This is a genomic window from Methylopila capsulata (assembly GCF_016907975.1).
Lineage (GTDB): Bacteria > Pseudomonadota > Alphaproteobacteria > Rhizobiales > Methylopilaceae > Methylopila > Methylopila capsulata.
Map to the genome: position 1 here is coordinate 204041 of NZ_JAFBCY010000002.1, position 20407 is coordinate 224447.

The window sequence follows — 20407 nt, forward strand, 5'->3', positions numbered from 1 at the left end:
CCATGACGTTCGCAGCGACGCCGCTCACCCGCCGCATCGCGCTCGGCCTCGCCGGCGCGGCCCTTCTCGGCGTCACCGCCGCAGCGCCAGCCGCGGCGCAGACCTTCGATCGACCGGTCCGCCTCATCGTGCCCTACGCGCCGGGCGGCACCTCGGACACCCTCGCCCGGATCATCGCCCCGCTCCTGCAGGAGAAGGTCGGCCAGCCGGTCGTGGTCGAGAACAAGCCGGGCGCGGCGGGAAACATCGGCGCCGACGCCGTCGCCAAGGCCGACAAGGACGGGCAGACCTACCTGCTGACCGACGTCGGCACCGTGGCCTCGGCCCCGGGCCTGTTCGCCGACCTCACCTACAAGCCGCTCGAGGACCTCGCGCCGGTGACGATGGTGATGTTCTCGCCCTATGTGCTCGCGGTCAGCCCGAAGCTCGAGGGCGTGACCGACGTCGCGAGCCTTCTCGCCTACGCCAAGGCCAACCCCGGCAAGCTCGCGGTCGCGAACTCAGGCATCGGCGGCGTCAACCACATCACCGCCGTCGCGCTCGCGAAGGAGCTCGGCATCCAGTGGAAGACCGTGCCCTACAAGGGCGGGGCGGCCGCGACCCAGGCCGTGGTCTCCGGCGAGAGCAAGGTGATCATCAACGGCGCCACCGCGACGCTGCCCTTCGTGACCAACGGCCAGCTCAAGGGCCTCGCGGTGACGGGCGACGAGCGGGTCGCCGCCGCGCCGGAGCTCCCGACCTTCAAGGAGGCGAAGCTGCCGCAGCCCGACGTCGGCTCGTGGCAGGGCCTGCTGACCACCGCCGGCTCGCCGCCGGAGAAGATCGCCGCGGTGAACGCCGCGGTGAACGAGGCGCTGAAGCGCCCCGAGGTGATCGAGCGCATCAAGCAGCAGGGCGGCCGCGTAGTCGGCGGACCGGCGGACGACCTCAAGACCTGGCTCGCGACCAACACCGAGAGCTGGGGCAAGATCATCGCCGACGCCGGGATCAAGGGCCAGTGAGGCCGTGACCTCCCGCTTCGACCTGCAGGACGCGCTGTTCGGCGTCTTCCTCATCGCCGTCGCCGCGCTCGTGTTCTACGCGACGCGGACGCTGAGCTTCGGTTCGCCGGCGGACATGGGGCCGGGCTTCATGCCGCGGGCGCTGGCCGGGATCGCGATGGCCTTCGGCCTGTTCTTCGCCGCGCGCGGCTTCAGCCGCGGCGGCGAGCCGATCGAGCGTCCGCGCCTGCGCCCCTTCGTGGCGGTGCTCGGCGCGATCGCGGCCTTCGCCCTGCTTGGGCTGAAGGCGGGCCTCGCGGTCGCCGCCGTCGCGACGGTGCTGGTCGCCGCCGCCGGCAGCGACGAGACCCGGCCCGTGGAAGCGATCCTGTTCGCGATCGCTCTGGCTGCGGCCTCCGTGCTGCTGTTCGTGACGGCGTTGGCGCTCCCCATTCCCGCCTGGCCCTGGTGACGGCATGGAGCTTTTCGACAGCCTGTTCCTCGGCCTTCAGGTCGCGGTCGAGCCGCAGAACCTGCTCTACTGCCTGTTCGGCGTCCTGATCGGCACCGCGATCGGCGTGCTGCCCGGCATCGGGCCGATCCCGACCGTCGCGCTGCTGCTGCCCTTCACCTTCGGGCTGGAGCCGGCGACCGCCTTCATCATGCTGGCCGGCATCTTCTACGGCGCGCAGTACGGCGGCTCGACCACGGCGATCCTGGTCAACGTGCCGGGCGAGACCTCGTCGGTCGTCACCTGCATCGACGGCCACCAGATGGCGAAGAAGGGCCGCGCCGGCCACGCGCTCGCGATCGCCGCGCTCTCCTCCTTCTTCGCCGGCACCGTGGCGACCATCGTCATCGCGCTGCTCGCGATCCCGCTCGCCGCGCTGGCGCTCAAGTTCACGGCGGTGGAGTACTTCTCCCTGCTGGTGCTCGGCCTGATCGCCGCGGTCGTGCTCGCCCACGGCTCGGTCGCCAAGGCGCTCGCCATGATCGTGCTGGGGCTGATCCTCGGGATCGTCGGCATCGACGTCTCTTCCGGCGCCTCGCGCATGACCTTCGGCATCCCGAACCTCGCGGACGGGCTGGATTTCGTCCCCGTCGCCATGGGGCTGTTCGGCCTCGGCGAGATCATCGCGAACCTCGAGCGGTCGCCCGAACGCCGCGTGGTGGCGCAGAAGGTCGGCAGCCTGATGCCGAGCTGGGCGGATCTCCGCCAGGCCTTCCCCGCCATGGCGCGGGGCACCGCGATCGGCTCGTTCCTCGGCGTGCTGCCCGGCGGCGGCGCGGCGCTGCCGCCCTTCACGGCTTACGCGCTGGAGAAGAAGTTCGCGAAGGATCCCTCGCGCTTCGGCCACGGCGCGATCGAGGGCGTGGCGGGGCCGGAGGCGGCCAACAACGCCGGCGCGCAGACCAGCTTCATCCCGCTGCTGACGCTGGGCATCCCGTCGAACGCGCTGATGGCGCTGATGATCGGCGCGCTGATGATGCACGGCATCCAACCCGGCCCGCAGATCATGACCGAGCAGCCGGCGCTGGTCTGGGGCCTGATCGCCAGCATGTGGACCGGCAACCTGATGCTGCTGGTCATCAACCTGCCGATGATCGGCATCTGGATCTCGATGCTGAAGATCCCCTACCGGCTGATGTTCCCGGCGATCGTGCTGTTCTGCTGCATCGGCGCCTACGGCATCTCGAACTCGATGTTCAACGTCTGGCTGATGCTGGGCTGCGCGGCGATCGGCTACTTCTTCATCAAGGTCGGCGTGGAGCCCGCGCCGCTGCTGCTCGGCCTCGTGCTCGGACCACAGCTCGAGGAGAACTTCCGCCGCGCCATGCTATTGGCCGACGGCGACGTGACCGTGTTCGTCACCTCGCCGATCAGCGCCGTGATCCTCGCCATCGTCGCCCTGCTGCTGATCGCGATGTGCTCGCCGAAGATCGCCCGCAAGCGCGAAGAGGCGCTGGTGGAGTAGGGGCTGGCTTTGACGGCCTCTCCGCCCCGACGGCTATACGGATATGCGCATAATTTATTTTTATACGCATATCCGTATAATATATTCTTATACGCTAAAGCGCATATTGTTGTTTTATGCGTTATCGCGTATGCTCTCGGCTATGGCCGAAGACATCGCCCGCACGGAAGAACAGCTCGGCTCGATCCTGAGGCGGCGTCGCCGAGCCGCTGGCCTGACGCAAAGCGCTCTCGGCGAACGGGTCCACCTTCGGCAGGCGACGATCTCGCGGCTCGAGGCCGGGGAGCCCGCGGTTCAGCTCCAGACGGTCATGGAAGTGTTGAGCGCACTTGGGCTCGAAGTCGTCGTGCGCCCGCGCTCGACCACGAAAAGCATCGTGGACCTGTTCTGATGGCGCGGCGCCCCGCCAGTGTTCCGCTCAACGTCTTTCTAAACAGCCGGCATGTGGGTGTGCTGCGGCGGGAGCCGAGCGGCGCGATCGAGTTTCGCTACGCGCAGAGCTGGCTGGAGTGGGAGGCAGCCTTCCCCATCTCGCGCTCGCTCCTGCTGCGCGAGGACCGCTACGTCGGCGACGCGGTCTCAAACGTCTTCGACAACCTGCTCCCGGACAGCCTCGCGCTACGGACACGCATCGCCGAGCGCGTCGGCGCGACTGGGATCGACGCGTACAGCCTGCTCCGATCGCTCGGCCGCGACTGCGTCGGCGCGTTGCAGTTCCTGCCCGATGGCGAGGATCCTGGTCCGGCAGGCGAGGTTCATGCCGAGCCCATGACCGAAGACGACGTCGCCCGGCTTGTCGCCAATCTGGGGCAGGCGCCGCTGGGTGTCGGCCCGGACGGGGATTTCCGCATCTCGCTGGCCGGCGCGCAGGAGAAGACGGCGCTGCTGCGCATCCGGGACAAGTGGTTCAAGCCCGTGGGCGCCACGGCGACCACGCACATCCTGAAGCCCGAGATCGGCCCGAGGACGCTTGGCGTCGACTTTCCCCACAGCGTCGAGAACGAGCATTTCTGCCTCAGGCTCATGGCCGCGTTCGGCCTTCCCGTCGCCGAAACCGAGATCGCCGAGTTCGGCGGACGGCGCACGCTGGTCGTCCAGCGGTTCGACCGCTACTGGCGCAGCGACGGAAAGCTCCTTCGCCTGCCGCAGGAGGACATCTGCCAGGCGCTCTCCGTGCCCCAGACGCTCAAGTACCAATCCGAGGGTGGGCCGGGCGCGGCGCAGGTCGTCGACCTGATGAAGGCGAGCGACACGCCGCAGGACGACGTCGCAACGTTCCTGCGGGCGCTGGTCGCCTTCTGGCTGATAGGCGCGACGGACGGCCACGCGAAGAACTTCAGCATCTTCCTCGCGCCGGGCGGGCGTTTCCGCATGACGCCGCTCTACGACGTGCTGACAGCTCAGCCGACAGTAGACGCGGGTCTCATCACACGGAACCAGTTCAAGCTCGCGATGTCCGCCGGCAAGAGCCGCCACTACCGCATCGACACCATCGCCCCGCGGCATTTCTTGGAGACCGCGACGGAAGCCGGCGTCGGCGGCTCCATCATGCGCGCGATCCTCGACGATCTCGCGGAGAACGCCCTGCGCCTCGCGACCGAGGTCGTCGACAAACTCCCCGCAGGCTTTCCGGAAGAGCTGACCGCGTCGGTGCTGAGCGCGATCCGACGCCGCGCGGACCTGCTGTCCGTCTGAGAAGTCCGCTCCTCTCACCCCCGCTTCCCCTCCTCATGCGTCGCGACCGTCCAGGCGCGGGCCTGGTCGCTGATGGTGAAGCCGAGGCCGGGGCGGTTCGGCACCACCATGCGGCCGTCGCGGATCTCGAGCGTCTCGTCGAACAGCGGCTCCAGCCAGTCGAAGTGCTCCACCCACGGCTCGCGCGGGTAGGCGGCGCAGAGGTGGAGGTGGATCTCCATGGCGAAATGGGGCGCCATCTTGAGGCCCTTGAAGTCGGCGAGCGCCATGATCTTCAGGAACTGGGTGATGCCGCCCACCCGTCCGGCGTCCGGCTGAATGAAGTCGACCGAGTCGTTGCGGATGAGTTCAAAATGCTCGGCGACGGAGGTCAGCATCTCGCCGGTCGCGATCGGCGTGTCGAGGGCGGCGGCGAGCCGGGCGTGCCCCTCCGCGTCGTAGGCGTCGAGCGGCTCCTCGATCCAGAACAGGTTCATGGGCTCGAGCGCGCGGCCGACGCGGGCTGCGGTCGGGCGGTCCCACTGCTGGTTGGCGTCGACCGCGACGGGGAAGGCGTCGCCGAGCAGCTTGCGCACGGCCTCCACGCGGGCGAGGTCCACCATCGGGTCGGGCTGGCCGACCTTGATCTTCACGCCGCCGATGCCCTTGTCCTTCAGGCGGGCGCAGCTCTCCAGCACCTCCTCGATCGGCGACGACAGGAAGCCGCCTGAGGTGTTGTAGGCGCGCACGGAGTCCCGGTGGGCGCCGAGGAGCTTGGCGAGCGGCAGGTTCGCGCGCCTGGCCTTCATGTCCCAGAGCGCGATGTCCATGGCGGCGATCGCCTGGACCGCCAGCCCTGAGCGGCCGACCGAGGCGCCGGCCCAGCAGAGCTTCTCCCAGAGGCGCGCGATGTCGTTCGGGTCCTCGCCAATGAGGTTGTTCGCGATCTCCTTGGCGTGGGCGAACATGCCCGGCCCGCCGGCGCGCTTCGAATAGCTGAAGCCGTGGCCGAAGGCGCCGTTGGCGCTCTCGATCTCGCAGAACAGGATCGCGACCTCGGTCAGCGGCTTCTGCCGCCCGGTCAGCACCTTGGCGTCGCTGATCGGGGTTTTGAGCGGCAGGACGGCAAGCGAGAGCTTCACCCAGGCGATGCGGTCGGTGGTGGCTTCGCCGGGCGCGAGGCGCGCCATCAGCGGGTTTGCGGCGATCGTCGCGGGCGTCGGGGCGGTCATGGGCGGTCTCCTCGGGTTGAGGCCGCCGTTCGCGCGCGGCCGTCTTGGCGTCGCGCTGAGGGGGACGCGACGATAGCCATACCGCGTCCTGGCGCGCCTCTTTGATCCAGAGCGCGCATCGGTTCATGCGAGGTTTGACTTCATGCGGTGGGGCATCGACGGCGTCGCTGTCTCCCCTCCCCCCTGCGGGAAGGGGTAGGGGGTGGGGGTGGTTCCGGATAAGCCGGAGTTGGAAGAAGCAGCGCTCGACGCCGAACGTCGGCGTTCGATGTGCGCCACCGCCACCCCCGCTCTCCCCACGAGGGGGAGAGAGCGCGTCGCGGCTTCATTACCGCCTGCACGATGCCCATGACGCATCGAACCATTCCCTCTTTGGCTTGGACCGGCATCGTCGCCGAGGCTTAACGTCGGCCTCGCACCGGCCGCCAGACGCCGGATCGAGGGAGTCGAGATGTCCGGACCGAGCGACACGCCCGTCGTCACCGAAATGCGCGTCGTGCCGGTCGCCGGCCACGACAGCATGCTGATGAACCTGAGCGGCGCGCACGGCCCGTTCTTCACCCGCAACCTCGTCGCGCTCACCGACAGCGCCGGGCACACCGGCCTCGGCGAGGTGCCCGGCGGCGAGCGCATCCGCCAGACGCTGGAGGACGCGCGCGAACTGATCGTCGGCAAGCCCATCGGAAGCTGGAACGGCGTGCTGAACGTCATGCGCGCGGCCTTCGCCGACCGGGATTCGGGCGGCCGCGGCCTGCAGACCTTCGACCTGCGCATCACGATCCACGCCGTGACGGCGATCGAAAGCGCCTTCCTCGACCTCCTCGGCCAACATCTGAACGTGCCCGTCGCGGCGCTGCTCGGCGAGGGCCAGCAGCGCGACGCCGTCGAGATGCTCGGCTACCTCTTCTACGTCGGCCCCTCCGACCGGACGCCCCTGCCCTACCGGCGCGCGGCGAGCGGCGACGGCTGGATGCGCCTGCGCGACGAGGAGGCGATGACGCCCGACGCCATTGCGCGGCTCGCGGAAGCAGCCCACGCGCGGTACGGCTTCAACGACTTCAAGCTGAAGGGCGGCGTGTTCGCGGGCGAGGACGAGATCGCCGCCGTCACTGCGATCAAGCAGCGCTTCCCCGACGCGCGCGTGACGCTGGATCCCAACGGCGCCTGGTCGCTGAAGGAGGCGGTCCGCGTCTGCAAGGGCCAGGGCCACATCCTCGCCTACGCCGAAGACCCCTGCGGCGCGGAAGAGGGCTTCTCGGGCCGCGAGATCATGGCCGAGTTCCGCCGCGAGACCGGCCTGCCGACCGCGACCAACATGATCGCCACCGACTGGCGGCAGATGCGGCACGCGATCCAGCTCGGCTCGGTCGACATCCCGCTCGCCGACCCGCACTTCTGGACGCTCGCGGGCTCGGTGCGCGTCGCCCAGCTCTGCCGCGACCACGACCTCACCTGGGGCTCGCACTCGAACAACCACTTCGACGTCTCGCTCGCCATGTTCACCCACTGCGCCGCCGCGGCGCCGGGCCGGGTGACCGCGATCGACACCCACTGGATCTGGCAGGACGGCGAGCGGCTGACCAAGGAGCCGCTGCAGATCAAGGGCGGCCTTGTGGCCGTGCCGGAGCGGCCGGGCCTCGGGATCGAGATCGACTGGGCCGAGGTCGAAAAGCATCACGAGCTCTACAAGACCCACGGCCTCGGCGCCCGCGACGACGCGGCGGCGATGCAGCACCTCATCCCCGGCTGGACCTTCGACAACAAGCGCCCCGCAATGGTGCGCTGACCCATGCGCGCACTTCCGTCATGCCCGGCTTCCCCGGGCGTGACGGCGAAACTCCGAAAAGCCGAAAGAAATCAGAAGGGCGAAGCGCGATGAACCTCCCCCAGAACACCTTCAAGACCGCGGTCCAAGCCGGCCGCCAGCAGATCGGCCTGTGGTCGAGCCTCGCGAGCCACATCTCGACCGAGGTGATCGCGGGCTCCGGCTTCGACTGGATCCTGCTCGACATGGAGCACTCCCCGAACGACCTCGCGGACGTCTACGTCCAGCTGCAGGCGATCATGGAGGGTCCGACCCAGGCCATGGTGCGGGTGCCGAGCGACGACCCGATCACCATCAAGCGTATCCTCGACGCCGGCGCCCTGTCGCTGATGATCCCGAACGTCGAGGACGCGGCCCAGGCCGCCCGCGCGGTCGCCGCCACCCGCTACGCCCCGCGCGGCGTCCGCGGCTTCAGCCAGGCGCCCCGCGCCGCCCGCTTCGGCCGCGTGGCGAACTACCATTCGCTGTGCGAGGAGCAGATCTTCGTGACCGTCCAGATCGAGTCCCAGCGCGCGCTGGACAACCTCGAGGAGATCGCGGCGGTCGAGGGCGTCGACGGCGTCTTCGTCGGCCCCGGCGATCTGTCCACCAGCCTCGGCTACATCGGCCGGCAGGGCCACGAGGACGTGGTCGCCACCATCGAGGCCACGCTGAAGCGCATCGTCGCCGCGGGCGCTGCCCCCGGCATCCTCACCGGCGACGAGACGCTCGCCCGGCGCTACATCGCCGCCGGCTCGCTGTTCACCGCGGTCGGCTCCGACATGAGCCTCCTCGCCCGCACCACCGAGGCGCTGGCGACGCGCTTCAAGCAGGGCTGATCACGGCGCGGCCTGTCACGGGCGCCCACGTCCCTTCACCTCTCCCCGCCGGGGAGAGGTGAAGACCAGAGACCGCTCGAAGCGTCCACAGTTTCGCCATAGCTATCCACCGACCGGAGACCTCTCATGAACATCGGATTCATCGGCCTCGGCATCATGGGCAAGCCCATGGCGGGCCACCTCATCGCCGGCGGCCACACGCTGTTCCTGAAGACGCGGCGCGAGGTTCCGGCCGAGCTGGTCGCAGCCGGCGGCAAGCCCTGCGCCTCCGCCGCCGAGGTCGCCGAGAAGAGCGACGTCGTCATCCTGATGCTGCCGGACACGCCGGACGTCGAGCACGTGCTGTTCGGAGAGGGCGGCGTGGCGGAAGGCCTGTCCGCCGGCACGGTCGTGGTCGACATGAGCTCGATCTCGCCGATCGCCACCAAGGCCTTCGCGGAGAAGGTCGCCGCCAAGGGCGCGTCCTACCTGGACGCGCCGGTTTCCGGCGGCGAAGTGGGCGCCAAGAACGCGGCGCTCTCGATCATGGTCGGCGGCGAGCAGAGCGACTTCGACCTCGTGAAGCCGCTGTTCGACCTGATGGGCAAGGCCGTGACGCATGTCGGCCCGGTCGGCTCCGGCCAGGTGGCGAAGGTCGCGAACCAGATCATCGTGGCGCTGACGATCGAAGCCGTCGCCGAGGGGCTGCTGTTCGCCTCCAAGGCCGGCGCGGACCCGGCCAAGGTGCGTCAGGCGATCACCGGCGGGCTCGCCACCTCGCGCATCCTGGAGCTGCACGGCGAGCGCATGATCAAGCGCACCTTCGACCCCGGCTTCCGGATCGCCCTGCACCAGAAGGACCTGAACCTCGCGCTCGAAGGCGCCAAGGCGCTCGGCGTCAGCCTGCCCGCGACCGCGATCGCCCAGCAGCTGTTCTCGGTCTGCGTCGCGAACGGCGGCGCGGGCTGGGATCACTCCGGCATGGCGAGGGCGCTGGAGATCATGGCGAACCACGAGATCGCCAAGGCCTGAGCGGCGCGCCGCGGCGGCCGGTCGAGCCCGGCCGCCGGCGGCGTCAGTAGAAGCCGGTGAGCGGCAGGCGCTCGCCCGAGATCAGGTGCTGCCCCACGCTGCGCGCCTTGTAGGCGGCGGGGTTGTGCGAGGCCAGGGTGCGGGCGTTGCGCCAGTGCCGGTCGAGGTTCGCGCTCTTCTTGGTGGCGGAGGCGCCGCCGGCGTCGAACACCTGCGAACCCGCGCGGATCGCGAGCGCGTCGACCACCACCTTCGCCTTGGCCGCCGCGAGCGCGCCCGCGTGCGCGGCGTCGATGTCTGGCGCCCCATCGACGCGCGAGGCGACGGCGCGGTCGAGCGCCTCAGCCGCGGCCAGCACCGCCGCTTCGGCCGCGAAGGCGGAGCTTGCGATCTCGCCCACCGCCTGCTGCAGGATGGGGTCGTCCGCCGGGTGTTCGGCCGGCGCGAAGGAGAACGAGCGCTTGCGGGTCCGCACCAGCTCCGCCGCGTCCTCGGCGGCGTTGCGCAGGATGCCGGCGACGATCGCCGTCAGGAACAGCTGAGAGTAGGAGCCGGTGTAGGGCCGGGCGAAGCCGAAGCCCTCGCTCTCGTCGTCGAAGATCACCTCGTCGGCCGCGACGCGGACGTCGTCGAGCCGGGTCGTCCCCGTGCCGGTCAGCCGCTGGCCGAGGCCGTCCCAGTCGTCCTCGAGCGTCAGGCCCTTCCGGTCAGCGGGCACGATCGCGCTGACGAAGCGGTCGGCCTCGTCCTGCGCGCGGATCATCACGTAGTCCGAGAACAGGCTTCCGGTGCTGAAGTACTTCACGCCCGCCAGCGTGAAGCCGTCGCCGCGCGCGACGAGCCGCGTGTCGAAGCTCGTGCCGCCGAGGCTGCGCGCGTTGATCTCGTTCATCGCGAGCCCGACGATCGCGCCGCCGGCCACGAGCTGCGCCCAGCGGAGGTGGCGGTCGCCGGTCGAAGGCAGCGCGAAGCGCTCGACGTAGCCAAAATGGTTTCGGACGATGTGCGCGACGTTGGGATCGGCGGCCGCGAGTTCGATCACGACCGACAGCAGCTCGCGCAGCGTGAGGCCGGCGCCGCCCTCCTCCTTTCGCAGCCGCAGCGCGCCGAAGCGCGCCGCCCGCAGCAGGTCGATCTGGGCGAACGGCAGCGTGCGCGTCGCGTCGCGCTCGGAGGCGCCCTCCGCGACGGCGGCGAGCAGCTCCGCAAGCTCGCGCGAGCCGGGCGTGGGCAGACGCGGCGCGACGATGCGGAGGTTGGGGCTGGCGGCGGTCATGGGCGTCTCCTGATCATTCGGCGGCTTCGACTGTTGCGCCGGCGCGCCGGAAGGCGGCGCCGGGATGCGCGGCGCCGAGGCGGGGGCCTGCACCGCCGAGCTTCTCGCGGAGGGTTCCCGATCGGTACGACCGCTTGAAACGGCCGCGGCGCTGCAGCTCGGGCACGAGGTGCTCCGCCACGTCCTCGAACGTCTCCGGCGCAACGGCGTAGGCGAGGTTGAAGCCGTCGACGCCCGTGGCCGCGATCCAGGCCTCCATCCGGTCGGCGACGGTCGCGGCCGAACCGACGAAGACGGGACCCGCCCCGCCGATCCCCACATGCTCGGCCACCTCGCGCACCGTCCAGACGCGGGACAGGTCGGCGCGGGTGACGTTCTCCATGGCGGAGCGCCCGGCCTCGGTCTCCACGTGCCGCACCTCCTGGTCGAGCGCGTAGGCGGAGAAGTCGACGCCGGTCCAGCCGGACATCAGCGTCAGCGCGCCTTCGGGACTGACGTAACGGCGGTAGTCCTCGAGCTTGGCCTCCGCCGCGGCGTCGGTCGGGCCCGTGATGACGGTCGCGAGCGCGAAGACCGTGATGGCGGCGGGGTCGCGCCCGGCGAGGGCGGCCAGGCGGCGGATGTCGGCGACGCGCGGGGCGATCGCCTGCGGGCTCGGGCCGGAGAGGAACACGCATTCGGCGTGGCGGGCGGCGAAGGCGCGGCCCTTCGGAGAGGTTCCGGCCTGGTAGATCACCGGCGTGCGCTGGGGCGAAGGCTCGGACAGATGCACCGCGTCGAGCTGGAAGTGCGGGCCGCGATGGACGACGGCCCGCACCTTCGCCGGATCCGTGAACACGCCGCTCGCCCGGTCGCGCACCGCCGCGTCGTCGTCCCAGCTCTGCTCCCACAGCGCGTAGACGACATCCATGTACTCGTCGGCGACGGCGTAGCGGTCGTCGTGGGCGCGCTGTTGCGCAACACCCGCCGCGCGGGCGGCGCTGTCGAGATAGCCGGTCACCACGTTCCAGCCCACGCGGCCCTCGGTGAGATGGTCGAGCGTCGACATGCGGCGGGCGAAGGGAAAGGCCGGCTCGTAGGAGAGGTTCGAGGTCACGCCGAAGCCGAGGTTCGCGGTGACCGCGGCCATGGCGGGCACGAGCAACGCCGGGTCGTTGGCCGGAACCTGCGTGCCATGCCGCAGCGCGGACGCCGGCGAACCGCCGTAGACGTCGTAGATCCCGAGCACGTCCGCCAGGAACAGGCCGTCGAACAGCCCGGCCTCCAGCGTCTTGGCGAGATCGGTCCAGTAGCCGAGCCGGTTGAACTCGCCGGAGCGGTCGCGCGGATGGCGCCAGAGGCCGGGCGACTGGTGGCCGACGCAGTTCATGGCGAAGGCGTTGAGGCGGATTTCCTTCGGCATCGGCCCCTCCCCTAGCGCGCGCTCAGGCGGCGGACCACGAGGTCGCCGGCGAACTGGACCACGCAGACGAGCGCGATCAGCACCACAATGACGGCCGCCATGACCGTGGTGTCGAAGCGCTGGTAGCCGTAGCGGATGGCGAGGTCGCCGAGCCCGCCCGCGCCGACTGCGCCCGCCATGGCGGAGGCGCCGATCATGGTGACGACGGTGATGGTGAAGCCGCCGACGATGCCGGGCAGCGCCTCGGGCAGCAGGACATGGCGGACGATCTGCCGCCGCCGGCAGCCCATGGCCTGCGCGGCCTCGATCAGCCCGGCGTCGACCTCGCGCAGCGACACCTCGGCGATGCGCGCGAAGAACGGCGTGGCCGAGATCGACAGCGGCACGATCGCCGCCCAGACGCCGATGGTGGTGCCGGTGACGAGCCGGGTCAGCGGCAGCAGCGCCACCAAGAGCACGATGAAGGGCGTCGCCCGGAAGCCGTTGACCACGGCGGCGAGCGCGCGGTTGATCCGCGGCGCCGGCGACAGCCCGTCGGGCGCGGTCATCACCAGCAGCACGGCGATCGGCACGCCCGCCGCGAGCGCGACCAGCGCCGACGCGCCGACCATGGTCAGCGTGTCGAGCAGGCCGTGCAGCAGGCGGTCAATCATCTGCGGCGACATAGCCGAGCACCTTGGACGAGGGCGCGAGGCCCGAAAGCTGGGGAGCGGCCGCGAGCCGCACGGCGAGCAGCAGGCGCCCCTGGGTGTGGCCGCCGATGCGGTCGAGCTGCGCCGAGAGGATGCGCGGCTTGGCCCCGCCGAGCGCCGCCGCGAGCGCGCCGACGTCCGGCTCGCCCTCGCCGGAGAAGGCGAGCTCGACGATCGCGTCGCTCCGGCCCTGCGGCGCGGGGTGCGGCTGCAGGCGGGCGGCGACGTCCTCGGGAAGCCCTCGCGCCAGAGGTCGCAGCAGCGTGCGGGTGGCCTCGTGCCGCGGCTCGCCGAACACGCGCCAGACCGGGCCGACCTCGGCGATCGCGCCCTTGTCCAGCACGAGCACCCGGTCGCAGACCTCGCGGATCACGCTCATCTCGTGGGTGATGAGCACGATGGTCAGGCCGAGCCTGCGGTTGATGTCCTTGAGCAGGGCGAGGATCGACTGCGTGCTCTCGGGATCGAGCGCCGAGGTCGCCTCGTCGCAGAGCAGCACGTCGGGCCCCGCCACCAGCGCGCGGGCGATGCCGACCCGCTGCTTCTGACCGCCGGACAGGCGGGCGGGGTAGGCGTCGCGCTTGTCGGTCAGCCCGACCAGCGCCAACGCCTCACGCACGCGCGTCTCGATCTCGGCGCGCGGACGCTTGGCCACGACCAGCGGCAGCGCGACGTTCTCGGCCGCGGTCTTCGCCGACATCAGGTTGAAGTGCTGGAAGATCATGCCGACGCGCCGGCGCAGCGCGACCAGACGGCCCTCGTCCAGCGCGCCGACGTCCTCGCCGCCGACGAGCACCTGGCCCTCGGTCGCCGTCTCCAGCCGGTTGATCAGGCGGAGCAGAGTCGATTTGCCGGCGCCGGAGCGCCCGATGACGCCGAAGATCTCGCCCGGCTCGATCGCCAGATCGATCCCGGCGAGCGCCGGCGCGGCGCCTTCCGCGTAGATCTTGGAGACGCCGCGGAAGGAGATCGACCCCGCGCCGGCCGCCCGGTCGCGCTCCGCGCTCCGGTCGAACATCAGCGGCTCGACGAACTTCGGCGTCCAATGAGGGGCCGCGAGGGGCCGCGGCGCCGCGTCCGCGCGGGCGAAGAGGGCCTCCATCACTTTTCCCACGCGATCGCGTAGAGCTTCGGGTTGTTCGCGAAGGCCTTGCCGATCGCCTCGCGCACCTTCGGAGAGGAGTGATAGATCTCCACGAACTTGAGGATGTCCGGGTCGGTCTCGCGCCCCTTCTTCACCACGAAGCGGATCGCGAACTGCCGGTCCTCGATGCCGGAGTAGATCAGCGCGGAGCCCGGATCGAAGGTCTTGGCGGCGACGATGAAGTGCGGGTAGCCGAGCGCGAGGTCGACGTCGGCGGTGATCCGCACGAGCTGCGGGCCCTCGACCTCGGTGAAGGTGAGCTTCTTCGGGTTCTCGACGATGTCGTCCAGCGTGCCGAGGAAGCCGACGCCGTCCTTCAGCTTGATCAGCCCCGCCTTCTCCAGCAGCAGCAGCCCGCGGCCCTGGTTCACCGGATCGTTGGCGATCGCGACCGTCCCGCCGTTCGGGATCTCCGCGAAGCTCTTGTGGCGGAGCGAATAGAGCCCGACGTTCGCGAGCGTTCCGACGCCGGCGTCGGTGAAGGCGTAGCCGCGCTGCTTGACGGCGTTGTTCAGGAACGGCTGGTGCTGGAAGTAGTTGACGTCGATGTCGCCGGCCTCGAGCGCGACGTTGGGCGTCGTCCAGTCGCTGAACTCCACCACCTCGACGTTCAGCCCCTGCGCCTTCGCCTCCTCGGCCGCGGCGGCGACCGAATCCGCGTAGGCGCCGGGCGTCACGCCGATCTTCAGCCCGGCGGCCGCGGCGGGCGTGACGAGGGCTGCGGCGAACAGGACGACGGCTGTGAAAAGTCTGCGGGTCATTGTCCGTGATCCGGTGAAGGGTGCGAGGGCGCAGTCTGTTCGGCGCGCGAGCCGCGCGCAGATCGACGTGGCGGTTCGCTCAAAAGACATTAAATCGATAAATTCAGTCAACATAATTTTGCACGTCCTGCCCGGAGGCGGTATCAAGCGCCACGCGCGCCTCGCCGGACGGGGCGACGCGACCGGAGACGACGCTCATGACCAAACCGCTCAGCCTGTTCTGGTTCATCCCCACCCAGGGCGACGGGACCTATGTCGGAACCGACGTGGGCCACCGGCCTGCGGACTACGGCTACCTGCGCGAGGTCGCGACGGCGGTGGACCGGCTCGGTTTCGAGGGCGTGCTGCTGCCGACCGGCAAGGGCTGCGAGGAGAGCTGGATCGTCGCGACCGCGCTTGCGACCGCGACCGAGCGGCTCAAGTTTCTCGTGGCGCTGCGGCCGGGGGTGACGAGCCCCGCCTTCGCCGCGCGGCAGGCCGCGGCGCTCGACCGGATCAGCGGCGGCCGCCTGCTGCTCAACGTGGTGGTGGGCGGCGACGCGGCGGAGCTTGCCGGCGACGGCGTGTTCCTCGACCACGACGCCCGCTACGACCAGGCGGCCGAGTTCCTCACCGTGTGGCGGCGGATGCTCTCCGGCGAGACGGTCGACTTCGAGGGACGGCATCTGACAGCGAAAGGCGCGGAGCTGGCCTTCCCGCCGGTTCAGACGCCGCACCCGCCGCTGTGGTTCGGCGGCTCCTCGGACGCCGCCATCGACCTCGCGGCCGACCAGACCGAGGTCTACCTCTCCTGGGGCGAGCCGGTGGAGCAGGTCGCGGAGAAGATCGCGCGGGTGAAGACGGCGGCCGCCAGGCGCGGACGCACGCTGCGCTTCGGCCTGCGGATCCACCTCATCGTGCGCGAGACGGCGGAGGAGGCCGGGGCCGCCGCGGACAGGCTGATCAGCAAGGTCAGCGACGAGGCGATCGCCGCAACGCAGGCCAAGGTCGCGCAGTCGGACTCGGTCGGCCAGCAGCGCATGACGGCGCTCCACGGCGGCCGGCGCGACCGGCTCGAGATCGCGCCCAACCTCTGGGCCGGCCTGGGGCTCGTCCGCAAGGGCGCCGGAACCGCGCTGGTCGGCGATCCCGCGGCCGTCGCCGAGCGGCTGCGCGAGTATCAGGCGGTCGGGATCGACACTATCATCGCCTCGGGCTACCCGCACCTCGAGGAGTCCTACAAGGTCGCGGAGCTGCTGTTCTCGGAGCTCGGGATCGGCCCCGCCCGCCGCGGCGCCCATGGCACGATCGCCGGCGAGTTCGGCGTCCGCGCGCAGGACAGGCGCGCCGCGACCTCGTGAGCGCAGGCCGCGACTGGCGAAACGCCTTGTGATTTCGGATCGACCGACCGCAGGGCGCGGCGCCTCGACGCGGAGGGCGGCGGGTATTATATCAACCGGTACAAAAACACTGGGATGCCGGAGATGGGCCGCCACAAGGAATTCGACGTCGACGAGGCGCTCTGCGCCGCGCTGCAGGTGTTCTGGCGCCGCGGCTTCGAGGGCGCGTCGCTGACCGACCTGACGGAGGCCATGGGCATCACGCGCCCCAGCCTCTACGCGACCTACGGCAACAAGGAAGAGCTGTTCCGCAAGACGCTCGACCGCTACGAGCAGATGCACCTCTGCTTCGTGGCGCAGGCCATGGAGGCGCCGACCGCGCGCGGCACCATCGGCGAGCTTCTGCGCGGCTACGCCGACGTGCTGACCGATCCCATGCATCCGCCCGGCTGCATGGGCGTCAACAGCTCGGTCTGCACCGGCGGCGGCGAGGCGGAGACGATCCGGCAGGAGCTGATCGCCCGCCGCTCCCTGAACGAGGAGACGCTGCGGCGTCGTCTGGAGCGGGCCGCGGCAGAAGGCGAGTTTTCCGCCGACGAGGACCCCGCCGACTGGGCGCGCTACGTCATGTCGGTCGGTCTCGGCATGGCCGTGAAGGCCGCGGCGGGCGCCACGCGCTGCGAGCTCCATCGCGTCGCCGACATCGCGCTGCGCGCGCTCCCCATGCGGGAGCCGGCGCTGGCCTGAGCCGGCGCGCTTTTTCCGCCGAGTTCAGACGCACGCCTCGTGTTCCGGCTCAAGGCCGGACACGAGCGGCGCATCCGCGGCGATCGTTCGGCCCTACTCGATCCACCCCCAAATACAGCGACGGCCGCCGGGGGATCGTCGGCGGCCGTCGTCGTCGGGAGGGGCGGGCGGGCGTGGGACGCTTCGCGCGCCGCCCCTCCTAACCGATGGAGAGCGGATCGGCGTGGCCGGGTCCCGTCGGCGCGGGACCGGCGGGCGACGGCTCGTGCCCGTGACTCTTGAGCTTGCGGCCACCGGCGAGCGTGCGGATGACGACGTAGAACACCGGCGTCAGGAACAGGCCGAAGGCGGTGACGCCGATCATCCCGGAGAACACCGCGACGCCCATGGCGGCCCGCATCTCCGAGCCCGCGCCGGTGGAGGTGACCAGCGGCAGCACGCCCATGATGAAGGCGAGCGAGGTCATCAGGATCGGGCGCAGCCGCAGCCGGCTAGCCTCGACCGCGGCCTGCAGCGGCGTGCGGCCGGCGATCTCCAGCTCGCGGGCGAACTCCACGATCAGGATCGCGTTCTTCGCCGACAGGCCCACCAGCACGATCAGGCCGATCTGGGTGAAGACGTTGTTGTCCCCGCCCGAGAGCCACACGCCGACCAGCGCGGCGAGGATGCCCATCGGCACGATCAGGATGATCGCGATCGGCAACGTCAGGCTCTCGTACTGGGCGGCCAGCACCAGGAACACGAGGAAGATCGCCACCGGGAACACGATCATCCCCGAGTTGCCGGCGATGAACTCCTGGTAGGTCAGCTCGGTCCACTCGAAGGTGAAGCCCTTCGGCAGCGTCTCCGCCGCGATCTTGGTGACCGCCGCCTGCGCCTGGCCGGTGGAGAAGCCCGGAGCCGCGCCGCCGTTGACGTCGGCCGAGAGGAAGCCGTTGTAGCGCATGGCGCGCTCGGGTCCCGCGCTGGGCTTCACCGTCATCAGCGCCGACAGCGGGATCATCTCGCCCGAGGTCGCGCGCACCTTCAGGAAGCCGACGTCCTCGGCCCGGGCGCGGTAGTCCTGGTCGGCCTGGACGCGGACCGAGTAGGTGCGGCCGAACTTGTTGAAGTCGTTGACGTAGAGCGAGCCGAAATAGATCTGCAGGGTGTTGAACACCTCCGCGATCGGCACGCCGAGCTGGCGGGCCTTGGTGCGGTCGATGTCGGCAAACAGCTGCGGCACGTTCACCTGATAGGAGGAGAACAGGCCGGCGAGCTCCGGCGCCTGGTTCGCCCGGGCGAGGAAGGCCTTCGTGGTCTCGTCCAGCGCCTGGTAGCCGCGGCCGGCCTTGTCCTCGATCTGCAGCTTGAAGCCGCCGATGGTGCCGAGGCCCTGCACCGGGGGCGGCGGAAACATCGCGATCACCGCGTCCTGGATGCCGGCGTACTGCTTGTTGAGCTCCATTGCGATGGCGCCGGCGTTGAGCGACGGGTCCTTGCGCTCCTCGAACTCCTTCAGCCCGACGAACACGATGCCGGCGTTGGAGGAGTTGGTGAAGCCGTTGATCGAGAGGCCGGGGAAGGCGATCGCGTTCTTCACGCCCGGAGTCTTGAGCGCGATGTCGCTCATCTTCCGGATCACGTCCTCGGTGCGGTCGAGGCTCGCGGCGTCCGGCAGCTGGGCGAAGCCGACGAGATACTGCTTGTCCTGGGCGGGCACGAAGCCGCCGGGGATCGTCTTGAACAGCTGTCCCGTCACGCCGATCAGCCCGGCGTAGAGCACAAGCATCACCAGCTTGCGGCCGATGGCGAAGGTCACGCCGCGGCCGTAGCTGTCCGCGCTCCAGGCGAAGAAGCGGTTGAAGCGGCGGAAGAACCAGCCGAACAGAAAGTCGATCCCGCGCGTCAGCCGGTCCTTGGGCGCGCCGTGGCCCTTCAGCAGGAGGGCGGCGAGCGCGGGCGACAGGGTGAGCGAGTTGATCGCCGAGATCACCGTGGAGATCGCGATCGTGAGCGCGAACTGGCGGTAGAACTGGCCGGTAAGCCCTGAGATGAAGGCGAGCGGCACGAACACCGCGATCAGCACCAGCGCGATCGCGACGATCGGGCCGGACACCTCCTGCATCGCCTTCAGCGCGGCGGCGCGGGGGCTGAGGCCCTCCTCGATGTTGCGCTCGACGTTCTCCACCACGACGATCGCGTCGTCGACGACGATGCCGATCGCGAGCACCAGTCCGAACAGGCTGAGCGCGTTGATGGAGAAGCCGAAGAGGTGCATCACCGCGAAGGTGCCGACGATCGAGACCGGCACCGCGATCAGCGGGATGATCGACGCCCGCCAGGTCTGCAGGAACACGATCACCACCAGCACGACCAGCGCGACAGCCTCGAGCAGCGTGTGGAGCACGGCTTCGATCGACGAGCGCACGAACTGGGTCGTGTCGTAGACGATCGAATAGTCCACGCCGTCCGGCATGCCGGCCTTGATGTCCTCCATCTCGGAGCGCACCCGGTCCGCGATCTCGATCGCGTTCGAGCCCGGCGCCTGGAACACCGGCACGGCGACGGCCGACTTGTTGTCGAGCAGCGACCGCAGCGCGTAGTCGGAGGCGCCCATCTCGAGCCGCGCGACGTCGCGCAGGCGCACGATCTGCCCGTTCGCGCCCGACTTCACGATGATGTCGCCGAACTCCTCCTCGCTCTGCAGCCGCCCCTGGGCGTTGAGCGAGAGCTGCAGGTCGACGTCCGAGGGCGCGGGCGAGCCGCCGACGACGCCCGCCGCCGCCTGCACGTTCTGGGCGCGGATCTCGGCGACGACGTCGGAGGCCGAAAGGCCATGCTCGGCGACCTTCTGCGGGTCCAGCCAGACGCGCATGGAGTAGTCGCCCGAGCCGAACAGCTGGACCTGGCCGACGCCGCGGATGCGCGCCAGCCGGTCCTTCACGTTCAGCACGGCGTAGTTGCGCAGGTATTTGGAGTCGTAGCGGCCGTCGGGCGAGATGAGGTGGACGACGAGGGTCAGGTCCGGCGAGGACTTCACCGTCGTCACGCCGAGCGAGCGCACCTCTTCGGGCAGCCGCGGCTCGGCCTGGCTCACCCGGTTCTGGACGAGCTGCTGCGCCTTGTCGGGATCGGCCCCAAGAGCGAAGGTCACGGTCAGCGTCATCACGCCGTCGGTGGTCGCCTGTGAGGACATGTACAGCATGTCCTCGACGCCGTTGATCTGCTCCTCGATCGGCGTCGCCACCGTCTCCGAGATGACCTTCGGGTTCGCGCCGGGATAGGTCGCGCGCACCACGATCTGCGGCGGCACCACGTCCGGATACTCCGAGATCGGCAGCGCCGGGATCGAGAGCAGGCCCGCCAGGAAGATGACCGCGGAGAGGACGCCGGCGAACACCGGCCGGTCGATGAAGAACTTGGAGACGTTCATGGCCGGAGCCTTCGGGTCGCAGCTTGGGCGTCGTCCCGGACGCCGGCGTGCGGCGGAGCGGGGGCAGGCGCAGGGAAAGGCGTTCAGGTCTCGGCGGCGTCCCGGCGCGGCCTCGCGGCCGGTCGGGACGCCGTC

Annotated in this window: 17 protein-coding genes; 10 read left to right on the plus strand and 7 right to left on the minus strand. The window is 70.2% G+C overall.

Going from position 1 to position 20407, the window contains the following annotated elements:
- Positions 1 to 2: 2 nt before the first annotated feature.
- The 5 genes from JOD31_RS06675 (at position 3) to JOD31_RS06695 (ending at position 4651) form a co-directional block, all read left to right on the plus strand.
- Positions 3 to 1001, plus strand: coding sequence for a Bug family tripartite tricarboxylate transporter substrate binding protein (locus JOD31_RS06675; protein ID WP_204949534.1), 999 nt, complete (start codon positions 3 to 5; stop codon positions 999 to 1001).
- 4 nt (positions 1002 to 1005) lie between these two features.
- Positions 1006 to 1452 carry a tripartite tricarboxylate transporter TctB family protein gene (locus tag JOD31_RS06680; protein ID WP_204949535.1) on the plus strand — a complete coding sequence of 149 codons (447 nt, stop codon included), beginning with the start codon at positions 1006 to 1008 and terminating at the stop codon, positions 1450 to 1452.
- Positions 1453 to 1456: 4 nt separating this feature from the next.
- Complete coding sequence (locus JOD31_RS06685; RefSeq protein WP_204949536.1) at positions 1457 to 2956, plus strand: tripartite tricarboxylate transporter permease; 1500 nt, start codon at positions 1457 to 1459, stop codon at positions 2954 to 2956.
- 142 nt (positions 2957 to 3098) lie between these two features.
- Positions 3099 to 3347, plus strand: a complete 249-nt coding sequence (locus JOD31_RS06690) for a helix-turn-helix domain-containing protein (RefSeq protein WP_204949537.1) — start codon at positions 3099 to 3101, stop codon at positions 3345 to 3347.
- Positions 3347 to 4651 carry a type II toxin-antitoxin system HipA family toxin gene (locus JOD31_RS06695; RefSeq protein WP_204949538.1) on the plus strand — a complete coding sequence of 435 codons (1305 nt, stop codon included), beginning with the start codon at positions 3347 to 3349 and terminating at the stop codon, positions 4649 to 4651. Before JOD31_RS06690 ends, JOD31_RS06695 begins: the two co-directional genes overlap by 1 nt.
- A 14-nt stretch (positions 4652 to 4665) precedes the next feature.
- Here JOD31_RS06695 and JOD31_RS06700 read toward each other — a convergent pair whose 3' ends face one another.
- Positions 4666 to 5862, minus strand: a complete 1197-nt coding sequence (locus JOD31_RS06700; protein ID WP_204949539.1) for an L-talarate/galactarate dehydratase — start codon at positions 5860 to 5862, stop codon at positions 4666 to 4668.
- Between the two features lie 451 nt (positions 5863 to 6313).
- Between JOD31_RS06700 and gudD the strand changes: the two genes are divergently transcribed.
- The 3 genes from gudD (at position 6314) to JOD31_RS06715 (ending at position 9516) form a co-directional block, all read left to right on the plus strand.
- Positions 6314 to 7648, plus strand: a complete 1335-nt coding sequence (gene gudD / locus JOD31_RS06705) for a glucarate dehydratase (RefSeq protein WP_204949540.1) — start codon at positions 6314 to 6316, stop codon at positions 7646 to 7648.
- An 89-nt stretch (positions 7649 to 7737) separates the two neighbouring features.
- Positions 7738 to 8505 (plus strand): HpcH/HpaI aldolase family protein, encoded by a 768-nt coding sequence (locus JOD31_RS06710; protein WP_204949541.1) that lies wholly within the window; start codon positions 7738 to 7740, stop codon positions 8503 to 8505.
- A gap of 126 nt (positions 8506 to 8631) precedes the next feature.
- Positions 8632 to 9516: a 2-hydroxy-3-oxopropionate reductase gene (locus tag JOD31_RS06715; protein WP_204949542.1), complete on the plus strand. Its 885-nt coding sequence runs from the start codon at positions 8632 to 8634 to the stop codon at positions 9514 to 9516.
- Positions 9517 to 9559: 43 nt separating this feature from the next.
- On the opposite strand, the gene JOD31_RS06720 is transcribed toward JOD31_RS06715, so the two are convergent.
- From JOD31_RS06720 to JOD31_RS06740, 5 genes are read right to left on the minus strand one after another with little or no spacing between them, the layout of a single operon-like run.
- Positions 9560 to 10792, minus strand: a complete 1233-nt coding sequence (locus JOD31_RS06720) for an acyl-CoA dehydrogenase family protein (protein WP_204949543.1) — start codon at positions 10790 to 10792, stop codon at positions 9560 to 9562.
- A gap of 13 nt (positions 10793 to 10805) precedes the next feature.
- Positions 10806 to 12194: an LLM class flavin-dependent oxidoreductase gene (locus JOD31_RS06725; RefSeq protein ID WP_204949544.1), complete on the minus strand. Its 1389-nt coding sequence runs from the start codon at positions 12192 to 12194 to the stop codon at positions 10806 to 10808.
- A gap of 11 nt (positions 12195 to 12205) precedes the next feature.
- The gene (locus JOD31_RS06730; protein ID WP_204949545.1) at positions 12206 to 12859 is read right to left on the minus strand and encodes a methionine ABC transporter permease; all 654 of its coding nucleotides are present in this window, start codon (positions 12857 to 12859) and stop codon (positions 12206 to 12208) included.
- The gene (locus JOD31_RS06735) at positions 12840 to 13988 is read right to left on the minus strand and encodes a methionine ABC transporter ATP-binding protein (RefSeq protein ID WP_204949546.1); all 1149 of its coding nucleotides are present in this window, start codon (positions 13986 to 13988) and stop codon (positions 12840 to 12842) included. The genes JOD31_RS06730 and JOD31_RS06735 overlap by 20 nt, the downstream gene beginning before the upstream one ends.
- Entirely contained in the window at positions 13988 to 14791 is an 804-nt protein-coding gene (locus JOD31_RS06740) for a MetQ/NlpA family ABC transporter substrate-binding protein (RefSeq protein ID WP_204949547.1), read from the minus strand. Before JOD31_RS06740 ends, JOD31_RS06735 begins: the two co-directional genes overlap by 1 nt.
- A 197-nt stretch (positions 14792 to 14988) precedes the next feature.
- Here JOD31_RS06740 and ssuD point away from each other — a divergent pair, with 197 nt between their 5' ends.
- Both ssuD and JOD31_RS06750 read left to right on the plus strand, forming a co-directional pair.
- Positions 14989 to 16131, plus strand: a complete 1143-nt coding sequence (gene ssuD, locus JOD31_RS06745) for an FMNH2-dependent alkanesulfonate monooxygenase (RefSeq protein ID WP_204949548.1) — start codon at positions 14989 to 14991, stop codon at positions 16129 to 16131.
- A gap of 123 nt (positions 16132 to 16254) precedes the next feature.
- Entirely contained in the window at positions 16255 to 16857 is a 603-nt protein-coding gene (locus tag JOD31_RS06750) for a TetR/AcrR family transcriptional regulator (RefSeq protein WP_204949549.1), read from the plus strand.
- A 199-nt stretch (positions 16858 to 17056) separates the two neighbouring features.
- Here JOD31_RS06750 and JOD31_RS06755 read toward each other — a convergent pair whose 3' ends face one another.
- Positions 17057 to 20272: an efflux RND transporter permease subunit gene (locus JOD31_RS06755; protein ID WP_204949550.1), complete on the minus strand. Its 3216-nt coding sequence runs from the start codon at positions 20270 to 20272 to the stop codon at positions 17057 to 17059.
- Positions 20273 to 20407: the final 135 nt, after the last annotated feature.